Genomic DNA, 12,123 nt, shown 5'->3' on the forward strand with positions numbered 1-12,123 from the left:
TGCACTGGGGAGTTCGAGCCGAAATCCATGACAATCACCGATCCGCGCCTGCCTTTTCTCGCCGAGCTGGAAAAGAAGATCCTCTGGCTGGCCTCGTGGACGATCCATAACGCCAATCACATCCGCCAGAACGAAGACGGGATGAAGGTCGGCGGGCACCAGGCCTCGTCGGCTTCGCTCGCCACGATCATGACGGCGCTCTACATGGCCGCGCTGAAGCCGCAGGACCGGGTGGCGGTGAAACCGCATGCCTCGCCGATCTTCCACGCCATCAATTATCTGATGGGCCTGCAGACACGCGAGAAGCTTGAAAACTTCCGCGGCTACAAGGGCGCGCAGAGCTATCCTTCGCGGACCAAGGATATCGACGACGTCGATTTCTCGACCGGCTCGGTGGGCTTGGGCGTCGCGCAGACGCTGTTCTCCTCGCTGACGCAGGATTACGTGAAGGCGCATGGCTGGGCGAAGGACCGGCCGGAAGGCCGCATGGTCTCGCTGATCGGCGATGCCGAGCTCGACGAGGGCAACATCTTCGAGGCCCTGATGGAGGGCTGGAAGCACGGCCTGCGCAATACCTGGTGGATCATCGACTATAACCGCCAGTCGCTCGATGCGGTGATCCGCGAGGGGCTCTACGACCGTTTCGAGACGATGTTCCGCAATTTCGGCTGGGACGTGGTCACGCTGAAATACGGCTCGCTCCAGCAGGCAGCGTTCAAGGAAAAGGGCGGCGAGCGGCTGAAGGCCTGGATCGATTCCTGCCCGAACCAGCTCTACTCGGCGCTGACCTTCCAGGGCGGGGCGGCCTGGCGGAAGCGCCTGATGGACGATCTCGGCGACCAGGGGCCGGTGACCCGGCTGATCGAGACGCGCTCCGATGCCGAGCTCTCGAAGCTGATGTGCAATCTCGGCGGCCACGACCTGCCGTCGATCCTCGAAGCCTTCGAGGCGATCGATCACGACCGGCCGGTCTGCTTCCTCGCCTATACCGTGAAGGGTTTCGGGTTGCCGATCGCCGGGCACAAGGACAACCATGCCGGGTTGATGACCAAGGAGCAGCTCGACGGTTTCCGCAAGGCGAACGATGTCCGCCCCGGCCATGAATGGGACCTGTTCGAGGGCCTTGGCCTGCCCGAGAGCGAGATGCGAGCCTTCCTCGACACCGTGCCGTTCTTCTCGCAGGGACGGCGGCGCCTGTCCGCCGCCAAGCTGCCCGTCCCGGCGACGCTGCCCGCCGGCATCCAGCCGGTGATGTCCACCCAGATGGGCTTCGGCAAGGTGCTCGACGAAATCGCCAAGGCCGGCGGGCCGCTGGCCGACCGGATCGTGACCACTGCGCCGGACGTCACCGTCTCGACCAATCTCGGGCCCTGGGTCAATCGGCGCGGGCTTTTCGCCAAGGCGTCGATGGCCGACACCTTCAAGGACGAGCGCATCCCCTCGATGCAGAAATGGGAATTCTCGCCGAAGGGCCAGCATGTCGAGCTCGGCATTGCCGAGATGAACCTCTTCATCAACCTCTCGGCGCTCGGGCTGTCGCATTCGATCTTCGGCGAACGTCTGATCCCGATCGGCACGCTCTACGATCCCTTCATCTCGCGCGGGCTCGATGCGCTGAACTATGCCTGCTACCAGGATGCGCGCTTCATGGTGGTGGCGACGCCGTCGGGCGTGACGCTGGCGCCGGAGGGCGGCGCGCATCAGTCGATCGCGACGCCGCTGATCGGCATGAGCCAGGACGGCTTATGCGCCTTCGAGCCGGCCTTCGTCGACGAGCTTGCCGTGATGATGCGCTGGTCCTTCGACTACATGCAGCGCGACGGCGAGGGGGACCCCGACGAGCGCACCTGGCTGCGCGACGAGACCGGCGGTTCGGTCTATCTCCGGCTCTCGACCCGGCAGGTCGAGCAGCCGAGCCGCGCGATGACGCCGGAGCTGGAGCGCGCCATCATCGACGGCGCCTATTGGCTGAGGAAGCCGGGGCCGAACGCTTCCGTCGTGATCGCCTATACCGGCGCCGTCGCGCCCGAGGCGATCGAGGCGGTCGGACTGCTCTCCGAGGACCGGCGCGATGTCGGTTTGCTCGCTATCACCTCGGCGGACCGGCTCAATGCCGGTTGGCAGGCGGCGGAGCGGGCGCGCCAGCGCGGCAACCATGCGGCGACGAGCCATGTCGAGCGGCTGCTCGGCGATCTCCAGCGCGATTGCGGCATCGTCTCGGTGCTGGATGGGCATCCGGCGACGCTGGCCTGGCTCGGCAGCGTCCATGGCCACAAGCAGAAGGCGCTCGGCGTCGAGCATTTCGGCCAGACCGGCACGGTGGCCGATCTCTACCGCCATTTCGGCATCGACGCGAACGCGATCGTTCATGCGGCCAATGCGGCGGCGCCCGGCCGGCCGGTGCGCTATCTCAAGGTGTTGCCGGAGTAGGGCGCGGCTGAATGAATGTGTCATCCCGCGCGTGCACGGGATGACTGATGCCGTTCAAAAAAAACGCGTATCAGAAACGCGGCGTCGCGAATGTATTCGCGAACGGGTTGGAGCCCGCGCCGACGCGGCCAGGCAGGGTGCCCTCGCCGTAGAGGTCGCCGGTGTTCACATAGATCGGCGAGGCCGACATGTGCTGGCTGGCATAGCGGTTCATCGAGCCGACCGGCACGACGTTGCCCGTGTCGAGATAGCTGCGCTTCTGCACGGTGACGCGCAGCGGGCCGCGGCGGTTCTGCGCTTCGGCGATGCTCGCCATCACGGTGGAGGCCGTGACAGCGACGGCGAGGAGGGCGGCAACGCGCTTGAACGACATCATGACGGCAATCTCCGGGAGTGGGCTGATCCACTCGATGTAAGCATCGCAAATCCGGCGCAAAGACTAGCACCGCGTCGTTAACAACTTTGTTAGCGGGAACGGCGGGGCTTTTTGGCGCGACGCGGGCGAGGTTCAGCCGCGGGCTTTGCCGTTTCCCCGGTCGTGGTCTTCATCCGCAAGGCCGGCAGCGTGCCGTTCGGATCGAGCCAGGAAAGCTTTCGCCCGGTCGCCGACAGCCGCTGGGGCGCGCAACCCGCCTGGCGCTGAAGCTCGCTGCGGGCGAAGGCCGCGCGCAGTTCGGGCTCGGCGCCGGCATTGGCGAGGTCGAGGCGGTCGATCAGGCAGGCCAGCTGGCGGCGGTCGCTGGGCCTGGAACCGGCGCACCACCAGCCGCTCATCGTGAAGGGAGCCTCGGATCCGACCGTTCGGAAGGCGAGGCAGGTGCGGCTCTCGGTGCCGTCGCCGAGAACGACATCTGCGGTTTCGAGCGCGCCAAAGCGGGTCTCGATCGTGGCAGGCGCACTGCTGCGCTCGACGGCGAGGCTGCGGAGCGCCGCGGCGTGAACGAGCGCGATCGTGAAGGAGCCGGAGCTGGCGGCGATGCCGTCTCCCGTCTTCAGGCGCAGCGAGAGATGCGATCCGGCCCCGGCGAAGCTGCCGAAGCTCAGCAGGTCCTCGCGCTGGCCACCGTCGCGGCTGCGGCGCGCTTCGATCGCGGGCGCCTCTCGCCCGAGTTCAGGGGCTTCGAGATTGAAGATCGCGATCGGGCGGGAGATCGCGAGCCAGTCGGCTTCCGTTGCTGCGTGCAGCGGTTTGCTACCGAGAGCTGCATTCCGGGTCGTGGCGGCTGCCACCGGCGAGGTCAGGCTGGCGAGCTGGGGAGGGCCCTCGCCGTTTGCCGAGAGGCCTGTGACGAGCGCGGCCGTCAGGCTGATGCCGCCGAGTGCCGCCGCGATGCGCCAGGCGAGAGCGCCCGGCAGGCCGAAGCCGCGGCGCGGCGCGAGGCGGCTGCCCATGCGGCAGACGGCACGGAAACCGGCTTCGATGCGATCGGCAGACGTAATGAGAAGCGGGACGAGGTCGACCTTCGCAGCCCATGCCCATGCAGCGCGAAACAGCGCGCCGGCGCGGGACAACCCCGGCCGGAGCTGCCGCAGCAGGGGCTGAAGCCGTGACATCAATTCGTCCGAACGCAAATGCAACCGGTTACTCCCGCAGGGCGCTATGGCCACGCAATCCTCAGTCTGGCGGGGCAGGCTGGACGCCGAGAGTCGCCGTCGGGTTACCGAGAACGGGCGATCGGCCGGCAGCGTGAACAAGAGGTCAACGGGCAGGGTTAACGGGCGGAGCGGAGCTCCCCGCACGGGGGAGATTGACTTTTCGTCGCCGCGGGTGTTCTGACAGGGCGCGGTGCAAGGTTGCGCCGCCTTGCGAAGTTTTCAGCCCTTCGGGATTGGCTCTGTGACTGTCCGTCCGACGACGACGAAACTCACGACCAAAACGACGACCGGGAAAGCCGGTCCGTCGCGCTGACGCTTCGCCTCGGTTCCGGGTCCATCTCCCCCCGGCGGGGAGAGATCGCCGAACCCGCCCGAAACCGGCGCGGGGCGGCCCCCAAAGGGAGACCCGAACCGTCTTATCCGCAAAGGATCACATCATGAGCTTCAAGGTCGCAGTGGTCGGCGCAACCGGCAATGTAGGCCGCGAGATGCTGGACATTCTCGCCGAGCGTGCCTTCCCCGTCGGCGAGGTCGTGGCGCTTGCCTCCTCGCGCTCGGTCGGCACCGAGGTTTCGTTCGGCGACAGGACGCTGAAGTGTCGGGCGCTGGAGCATTACGACTTCTCCGACACCGATATCTGCCTGATGTCGGCGGGCGGCGATGTCTCGAAGGCCTGGTCGCCGAAGATCGGCGCGCAGGGCGCCGTCGTCATCGACAATTCCTCGGCCTTCCGCATGCACCCGGATGTGCCGCTGATCGTGCCGGAGGTGAACGCCGCCGCCGCCGCCGGCTTCACCAAGATGAACATCATCGCCAACCCGAACTGCTCGACCGCGCAGCTCGTCGTCGCGCTGAAGCCGCTGCACGACAAGTTCGGCATCAAGCGCGTCGTCGTCTCGACCTATCAGTCGGTTTCCGGCGCCGGCAAGGAGGGCATGGACGAGCTTTTCAACCAGACCCGCGCCGTGTTCTCGGCCGGCGAGGTCACCACCAAGAAGTTCCCGAAGCGCATCTCCTTCAACCTCATCCCGCATATCGACGTCTTCATGGAGGACGGCTTCACCAAGGAAGAGTGGAAGATGGTGGTCGAGACCAAGAAGATCCTCGACAAGAAGATCAAGCTGACCGCGACCTGCGTGCGCGTGCCGGTCTTCATCGGCCATTCCGAGAGCGTCAACATCGAGTGCGAGAAGCCGATCACCGCCGACGAGGCGCGTGAGGTGCTGCGTACCGCTCCGGGCATCCTGGTGATCGATAAGCACGAGCCGGGCGGCTACATCACTCCGCATGAGGCGGCCGGCGAGGACGCGACCTATATCTCGCGCATCCGCGAGGACGCGACCGTCGAGAACGGCCTCGCCTTCTGGTGCGTCTCCGACAACCTGCGCAAGGGCGCCGCGCTGAACGCGGTGCAGATCGCCGAGGTTCTGGTCAACCGCAAGCTGATCCAGCCGCGCAAGCAGGCTGCCTGAAAACTGAAGCGCTGCCCGACCCTGTCCGAAACCCGGGCAGGGTCACCGGCAATGTCCACGCGCATGGGCGGGCGACCGTCTTTGCGTGGTGGCTATGCAAGGCAAACAGGGTAAGGCTTGGGCAACCCTGCGTGCGAACCCAGCCCTTGCCCAACGCCCCCCTTCCAGAACCGCCGGTCATGCCTCCGCAGGAAGGCAAGCCGCTGCGCATCGACAATTCCGCGCGCGGCATCGCACTTGTGCTGCTCTCGTCGATTTTCATGTGCAGCGGCGACATCGCCTCCAAATATCTCGCGATCAGCTTGCCCGCGCTCCAGATCACCTGGATGCGCTACGGCACCTTCGCCGCGATCATGCTCGTCACCGTCTGCTTCACTGGCGGCTTCCGCCGGATGAGCACACGCCGGCCCGGCCTGCAGGTGCTGCGGGCTCTGGGCGTGACGATCTCCTCGATCCTGTTCGTGGCCGGGCTGCACGACCTGCCGATGGCGGACGCGACCGCCACCTCCTTTGTCTCGCCGCTCTTCGTGACGGCGCTGTCGATTCCCATCCTGGGCGAAATCGTCGGCTGGCGACGCTGGCTCGCCACGATTGTCGGGCTGGTCGGCGTGATCGTCGTGGTGCGTCCCGGCGGTGACGGCTTTCACGGCGCCTCGTTCTTCGTTCTCGGCTCGTCGTTCTTCTGGGCGTTTTCGCTGATCGTGACCCGGATGATGAGCCGCACCGAGACGCCGGTGGTGACGCTGGCCTATTCCGCCACGATTGGCTTCATCCTGCTGTCGTTGGCTGTGCCGTTCAGCTGGCAGGCGCTCGATCTCAACGCGATCCTGATCGGCGTCTTCGTCGGCGGCATCTCGACGATCGGGCATATCTTCCTGATCCAGGCCTTCCGCTATGCGGATGCTTCGCTGCTGGCACCTTTCGCCTATTCGCAACTGCTCTGGGCTTCGATCTTCGGCTATCTGGTTTTCGCAGCGATCCCGGATCTCTGGACCTATGTCGGCGCTGCGATCATCGCGGCGTCGGGGCTCTATACCGCCCATCGCGAGCGCATCCGCGCCAGGCAGGTCGCGGGCTGAGGGCGTCGGCGTCAGCCTCGCTGCTTTGCGCCATAGCGCGCCATGAACATCGCGATCGCCTCGCCGACGACGCGGCGGATCTCGTCCTCGCTCGGGGGCGTGCGGACGGCATTGAACAGGCGCGGGCGGGTCAGGGTCGACTGGCAGAGATCGATGAACTGCACGGCGGCGAGATTGGTGTCCTCGATCGCGAGCCTGCCCTCGGCCACCATCCGGTCGAGATAGGTCGCGATCAGCTTGGCGCCTTGCATCGGACCGTTCTCGTAGAAGCCGCGGCCGAGATCGGGCATCCGCTCGGCGACGCCGATGACGACGCGATGAGCGCTGACCGCGAATTCACAATTGATCATGCGCACGAGACACTGGCCGAAATTACCGAGCGCCCGGACCGGATCGGAATCCTCGGCGAGAGCTTCGAAGGCGCCGCGCTTCTGCGCTTCGCGCTCGCGCTCGATCAACGCGACGAAGAGATGCTCCTTGTCCTCGAAATAGACATAGAGCGTGCTTTTCGAGACGTTCGCGGTGGCGGCGATGTCGCTCATGCTGGCCGCGTCGAAGCCGCGGGCGATGAAGACCTGGTGAGCCCCGTCGAGAATCTGCCGCCGCTTGTCAGGGTCGGCGCCGGCGACGCGGTGATTGCGCGCGACGGTCTTAACGATGGCTTCGGAGGTCTTGGTCATCATTCCCTGGCGGAAGGGGCGCTCCGCGCATGCTGCAAAAAAGAATCGAACCGATCGGTTCGATTTGACTTGATATGCATCATAGCCCGCGCTATTTCAAGCGCAATCGAACCGATTGGTTCGAATTGACATGCAGGACGCCCAATGTCTGCTGAAACCGCTACCGAACACCGCCGCGACCGGCTGAAGCTGGTCGACCCCACAGCTGAGACCGCCCAGCCGGCCGAGCCCGCCACCGCCCGCGACGCACAGGCGAAGAGCACGCCGGCCGAACCCGCCGACGGCAAGGCAAAATCCGGAAAGAACCCGTTGAAGCGCGGCGCATTGCTCGTCGTGGCTGCGGCCATCGTGGGAGCCGGGCTCTGGTACGGCATCGACTGGTGGCGCAATGGCCGCTTCATCGTCTCGACCGATGACGCCTATGTCGGTGCGGAGATGGCGACGGTCTCGGCCAAGCTTTCCGCGAATATCGCCTTCGTCTCTGTGCAGCAGAATCAGGAGGTCAAGGCCGGGCAGCCGCTCGTCGCGCTCGATGAGGGCGACTGGCGGATCGCGCTCGACAGTGCGCGCGCCAAGACCGCAACGGCGCAGGCGACGCTGGCGCGCATCGACAGCCAGGTCGAAGCGGCGCGCGCCGCCCAGACGCAGGCGCAGGCGCAGCAGAATTCGGCCGAGGCGGCGGTGACGCGCACGGCCGCCGATTTCGAACGCGCCAGCAGTCTCGCCGCCAAGTCCTACGGCTCGCAGGCGACGCTCGATGCCGCGACGGCGGGTCGTGATCAAGCCGTCGCCGCGCTTGCGAGCGCCAAGGCCGGTGTCCTGCAGGCGCAGGCGAACATCAAGGTTCTGGAAGCACAGCGCATCGAGGCCGCCCGCCAGATCGACGAGTTGAAGGTCGCCGAGCAGAAGGCCGAGCGCGATCTTTCCTTCATGAAGATCGCCGCGCCGATCGACGGCGTCGTCGCCAATACCAATGTCCAGATCGGCGATCTCGTCGGGGCCGGCAAGCGCCTGATGTCGATCGTTCCGCTCGACCAGGTCTATGTCGACGCCAATTTCAAGGAGACGCAGGTCGGGCCGCTGAAGACCGGCGACAAGGCGAGCATCACCGTCGATGCGCTGCCGGGGCAGGTCTTCCACGGCACGGTCAGCGGCATCGCCGGTGGCACGGGCTCGGTCTTCACGCTGCTGCCGCCCGACAACGCGACCGGCAACTTCACCAAGATCGTGCAGCGCGTGCCGGTGCGCATCGCGCTCGACAAGGACTCGACCGCGAAGCATGTGCTGCGGCCCGGCATGTCGGTCGTGGTCTCGATCGATCCGCGGCCGGCTGCCCAGCGCTGATGCGGGGGCATTGATAAAGCGGGTCATCCCGCACGCGCTGCGGCACGAAGTGCTGCTGCGCAGATGCGGGACCGCAGGACGAGATGTAACCGGCTCCCGCCGCTGCGAGGGCGCCCTTTTCTGATGACGGTCCCGTGTCTGCGCAGCGGCATTCCATGCCGCAGTGCGCACGGGATGACACCCCCATGAAAGGCAGGCCGTCATGGCCACTGCGACCCTGAATCCGGGCGCCGGCGCCAAACCCGCCGAAGACGCCATTCCGCTCCGCCGGATCTTCGCCTTCATGGCGATGGTCTTCGGCATGTTCATGGCGATCCTCGACATCCAGATCGTCTCGGCCTCGCTGGCGGAGATCCAGGCCGGCCTGTCCGCCTCGTCCGACGAGGTCGCCTGGGTCCAGACCGCCTATCTGATCGCCGAGGTGATCATGATCCCGCTCTCCGGCTATCTCAGCCGGGCGCTGTCGACGCGGGTGTTCTTCTCGATCGCGGCGGCGGGTTTCACCATCGCCAGCGTGCTCTGCGCCCAGGCCACCTCGATCAACGAGATGATCTTGTGGCGGGCGGTGCAGGGCTTCATCGGCGGCGGCATGATTCCCGGCGTCTTCGCAGCCGCCTTCACCATCTTCCCGCCGTCGAAGCGGCCGATCATCTCGCCGCTGATCGGGCTCGTCGCGACCTTGGCGCCGACGATCGGCCCGACGGTCGGCGGCTATCTCAGCCATGCCTTCTCCTGGCATTGGCTCTTCCTGGTCAATGTCGTGCCCGGCATCGGCGTGACGATCGCAGCCTGGACGCTGATCGATTTCGACAAGCCCGATCACAGCCTGATCAAGCGCTTCGACTGGCTGGGGCTCGCCGCCATGGCCGCCTTTCTCGGCAGCCTCGAATATGTGCTGGAGGAGGGGACGCGGCTCGACTGGTTCCAGAGCCACGAGATCGTGTTCTTCTCGATCGTCATGGTCACAGGCGCGGTGCTGTTCTTCTGGCGGGCGCTGACGCGGGACGACCCACTGGTCGATCTCTACGCCTTCCGAAACCGCAACTTCGCGTTCGGCTCGCTGTTCTCCTTCACCATGGGCATCGGCCTCTACGGGCTGACCTATCTCTACCCGGTCTATCTCGGGCGCATCCGCGGCTATGATGCGCTGATGATCGGCGAGACGATGTTCGTCACCGGCCTCGCCATGTTCTTCACGGCGCCGATCGCCGGGCGGCTTTCCGCCAAGCTCGACCCGCGCATCATGATGATGATCGGCTTCGGCGGCTTCGCGGTCGGCACCTGGTGGGCGTCCTTCATCACATCGGACTGGGATTTCTACGAGCTCCTGGTGCCGCAGATCCTGCGCGGCTGCTCGTTGATGCTGTGCATGGTGCCGATCAACAACGTCGCGCTGGGCTCGCTGCCCCCGCAGCAGCTCAAGAATGCATCCGGCCTCTACAATCTCACCCGGAACCTCGGCGGCGCGGTCGGGCTCGCGGTCATCAACACCATGCTGAATACCCGCACCGACCTGCACATCACCCGGTTGCACGAAATGGTGGTCGCCGGGCGTGGGGTGGCGGAGGAAGCGATCGCCAATACCGCGCAGCGCTTCATTGACTACGGCGACGCCGCGCAGACCATGGCGCTGGCCCTGATCAACCAGCGCGTCCACAAGCAGGCGCTGGTCATGGCCTTCGGTGACGTCTTTCTTGGGCTGACCGCGATCTTCGGGAGCCTCGTCTTGATGTCGCTGTTCCTGAGCAAGCCGCCGAAGCCTGTTGCGGGCGCCGGAGGCGGCGGGCACTAGGCCGGCTCTGCGATCCGCTGCGGCTTCGCCGGAGCTGCCTTTGCCCTCATGCGCTCACCGCGCATCAGGCCCAGGGCGATCACGCCGATGTGCTGTGGGCGCTGCCCGATGTCGCAGGCGTGCTGATTGACATTCGGCCGATGCTTTGCCAAATATGATAGTAATATCAGTAGTTTAGATGATTTCTAAACTGCATGGCCGGCGACCGGCGTAGTGGAAGGCGTTACGATGAGCGTTCTGGCGAGCAAGGATCACGATCACAGGCCTGTGGTGGCCGATCATATCCCGTGGCCGCAGAAAAACCCGACGAGCTGTCCGATCAGCGCCGTGAAGGCGCGGCTGCGGACGGCGGGCCTGAGGCCGACGCGCCAGCGCATGGCGCTGGGCTGGCTGCTCTTCGCCAAGGGCGACCGGCATGTCAGCGCCGAGATGCTCTATGAGGAAGCGCTGCGGGCGCGCGAGCCGCTTTCGCTCGCGACAGTCTACAACACGCTGCGCCAGTTCTCGGAAGCCGGCCTGCTGCGCCAGGTCTCGGTCTCCGGTCCGAAGACCTTCTTCGACACCAACGTGTCCGAGCACCATCATTTCTACAACGAGGACGACGAGACCGTCACCGATATCCCGGGCTCGATGATCCAGGTCGCCGGCCTGCCGGACGCGCCGGAAGGCATGGTGATCTCCTCGGTCGAGGTCATCGTCCGCCTGCGCAGTGCCGATGGCGAGGAGATCGAGACCAAGCGGGTGGTGGGCCACCACGCGTGATCGTCTGCTCCTGCAACGTTCTGTCCTGCGGCCAGATCAAGGGGACCGTCGCTGCTGACGGCAGCGGCCCCCGGACGGCCGGCGAGGTCTATGATTGCCTGGGCTGCAGCCCGGATTGCGGCCGTTGCGCGCGCGAGGTTCGGGCTATCCTGGCCGAGGCCCGTGCCGTTTGCGCGACGCAATGCGGGAGCTGCGCCGGCCGCGAGATCGAATGTGCGGTCCATGTCTCGGTCGGACATATGTTCGACGGGCTCGAACTCGCCCAGGAGAGCGTCGCGGCCTGAGGCCGCCGTCGCGCACGGGCTTTGATCAAAAGCGCCGAGATCGCTTTTTGCCTCTTCCCTTCTGCATGGGCCGTGTCTACATTAGGATCATTCTAATGTGGATCGCGGAGTGCACGCCATGAAGGGCGACAAGAAGGTCATCGAGTATCTCAACAAGGGGCTGCGCTCGGAGCTCACCGCCATCAACCAGTACTGGCTGCATTACCGCATGCTGGATAACTGGGGCCTGAAGGAGATGGCCAAGACCTGGAAGAAGGAATCGATCGAAGAGATGGTCCATGCCGATCGCTTCGTCGACCGCATCCTCTTCCTCGAAGGCTTCCCGAATCTGCAGACGCTCGACCAGCTGCGCATCGGCGAGACCGTCACGGAAGTGATCGAGTGCGACCTCAAGGCCGAGCTCGAGGCGCGCACGCTCTATCAGGAAGCGGCGAAATACTGCCGCGAGGTCGGCGATTTCCCGTCCGAGGACCTCTTCAAGGCCCTGATGAAGGACGAGGAAGGCCATATCGACTTCCTGGAGACCCAGCTCGACCTGATCTCGCGCGTCGGCATCGAGCTCTACACCCAGAAGCATATCGGCGGCCTGGAAGGCGACGACCACGACCATTGAGTCGTGCCGGGGCGCGCCACCGAGGTGGCGCGCCTTTCAGCGAACGGACGACGCCAAAAAGAAAAGGCCCG

General features: G+C 65.6%; 11 protein-coding genes. 8 read left to right on the top strand and 3 right to left on the bottom strand.

Translation table 11 applies throughout. The features are described from left to right. The first annotated feature begins 27 nt into the window (after positions 1-27). The gene (locus BLQ70_RS09640; protein ID WP_091856801.1) at positions 28-2,430 is read left to right on the top strand and encodes a transketolase-like TK C-terminal-containing protein; all 2,403 of its coding nucleotides are present in this window, start codon (positions 28-30) and stop codon (positions 2,428-2,430) included. A gap of 70 nt (positions 2,431-2,500) precedes the next feature. Here BLQ70_RS09640 and BLQ70_RS09645 read toward each other — a convergent pair whose 3' ends face one another. Beyond that, positions 2,501-2,806, bottom strand: a complete 306-nt coding sequence (locus BLQ70_RS09645) for a hypothetical protein (protein WP_091856802.1) — start codon at positions 2,804-2,806, stop codon at positions 2,501-2,503. Positions 2,807-2,895: 89 nt separating this feature from the next. Continuing rightward, positions 2,896-3,984, bottom strand: a complete 1,089-nt coding sequence (locus BLQ70_RS09650; RefSeq protein ID WP_139163510.1) for a hypothetical protein — start codon at positions 3,982-3,984, stop codon at positions 2,896-2,898. Between the two features lie 479 nt (positions 3,985-4,463). Between BLQ70_RS09650 and BLQ70_RS09655 the strand changes: the two genes are divergently transcribed. Next, entirely contained in the window at positions 4,464-5,498 is a 1,035-nt protein-coding gene (locus tag BLQ70_RS09655) for an aspartate-semialdehyde dehydrogenase (protein ID WP_061970545.1), read from the top strand. Between the two features lie 179 nt (positions 5,499-5,677). Further along, positions 5,678-6,577: a DMT family transporter gene (locus BLQ70_RS09660; protein ID WP_061970546.1), complete on the top strand. Its 900-nt coding sequence runs from the start codon at positions 5,678-5,680 to the stop codon at positions 6,575-6,577. Positions 6,578-6,588: 11 nt separating this feature from the next. Here BLQ70_RS09660 and BLQ70_RS09665 read toward each other — a convergent pair whose 3' ends face one another. Then, on the bottom strand, positions 6,589-7,257 hold the full coding sequence (locus BLQ70_RS09665; RefSeq protein WP_244511971.1) for a TetR/AcrR family transcriptional regulator: 669 nt from the start codon (positions 7,255-7,257) through the stop codon (positions 6,589-6,591). Between the two features lie 144 nt (positions 7,258-7,401). On the opposite strand from BLQ70_RS09665, the gene BLQ70_RS09670 reads away from it, so the two are divergent. From BLQ70_RS09670 to bfr, 5 genes are all read left to right on the top strand, one after another. Then, a complete protein-coding gene (locus tag BLQ70_RS09670; protein WP_091856805.1) occupies positions 7,402-8,601 on the top strand; it encodes an HlyD family secretion protein in 1,200 nt (399 codons plus the stop codon). Between the two features lie 202 nt (positions 8,602-8,803). Beyond that, complete coding sequence (locus tag BLQ70_RS09675; RefSeq protein WP_091856806.1) at positions 8,804-10,393, top strand: DHA2 family efflux MFS transporter permease subunit; 1,590 nt, start codon at positions 8,804-8,806, stop codon at positions 10,391-10,393. A gap of 228 nt (positions 10,394-10,621) precedes the next feature. Beyond that, positions 10,622-11,155, top strand: coding sequence for an iron response transcriptional regulator IrrA (irrA, locus tag BLQ70_RS09680; protein ID WP_091856807.1), 534 nt, complete (start codon positions 10,622-10,624; stop codon positions 11,153-11,155). Further along, complete coding sequence (locus BLQ70_RS09685; protein WP_139163511.1) at positions 11,152-11,439, top strand: (2Fe-2S)-binding protein; 288 nt, start codon at positions 11,152-11,154, stop codon at positions 11,437-11,439. Before irrA ends, BLQ70_RS09685 begins: the two co-directional genes overlap by 4 nt. Positions 11,440-11,557: 118 nt before the next feature. Next, entirely contained in the window at positions 11,558-12,052 is a 495-nt protein-coding gene (gene bfr / locus BLQ70_RS09690) for a bacterioferritin (RefSeq protein WP_061970557.1), read from the top strand. The last annotated feature ends 71 nt before the right edge of the window (positions 12,053-12,123 follow it).

The organism is Allobosea robiniae (assembly GCF_900102525.1).
In the GTDB taxonomy this organism is placed as follows: Bacteria; Pseudomonadota; Alphaproteobacteria; order Rhizobiales; family Beijerinckiaceae; genus Allobosea; species Allobosea robiniae.

Coding starts and splice junctions, on each gene's coding strand:
- bfr (WP_061970557.1), top strand. CDS start 11,558: ATGAAGGGCGACAAGAAGGTCATCGAGTATCTCAACAAGGGGCTGCGC.
- BLQ70_RS09665 (WP_244511971.1), bottom strand. CDS start 7,257: ATGACCAAGACCTCCGAAGCCATCGTTAAGACCGTCGCGCGCAATCAC.
- BLQ70_RS09675 (WP_091856806.1), top strand. CDS start 8,804: ATGGCCACTGCGACCCTGAATCCGGGCGCCGGCGCCAAACCCGCCGAA.
- BLQ70_RS09655 (WP_061970545.1), top strand. CDS start 4,464: ATGAGCTTCAAGGTCGCAGTGGTCGGCGCAACCGGCAATGTAGGCCGC.
- irrA (WP_091856807.1), top strand. CDS start 10,622: ATGAGCGTTCTGGCGAGCAAGGATCACGATCACAGGCCTGTGGTGGCC.
- BLQ70_RS09660 (WP_061970546.1), top strand. CDS start 5,678: ATGCCTCCGCAGGAAGGCAAGCCGCTGCGCATCGACAATTCCGCGCGC.
- BLQ70_RS09650 (WP_139163510.1), bottom strand. CDS start 3,984: ATGTCACGGCTTCAGCCCCTGCTGCGGCAGCTCCGGCCGGGGTTGTCC.
- BLQ70_RS09640 (WP_091856801.1), top strand. CDS start 28: ATGACAATCACCGATCCGCGCCTGCCTTTTCTCGCCGAGCTGGAAAAG.
- BLQ70_RS09670 (WP_091856805.1), top strand. CDS start 7,402: ATGTCTGCTGAAACCGCTACCGAACACCGCCGCGACCGGCTGAAGCTG.
- BLQ70_RS09645 (WP_091856802.1), bottom strand. CDS start 2,806: ATGATGTCGTTCAAGCGCGTTGCCGCCCTCCTCGCCGTCGCTGTCACG.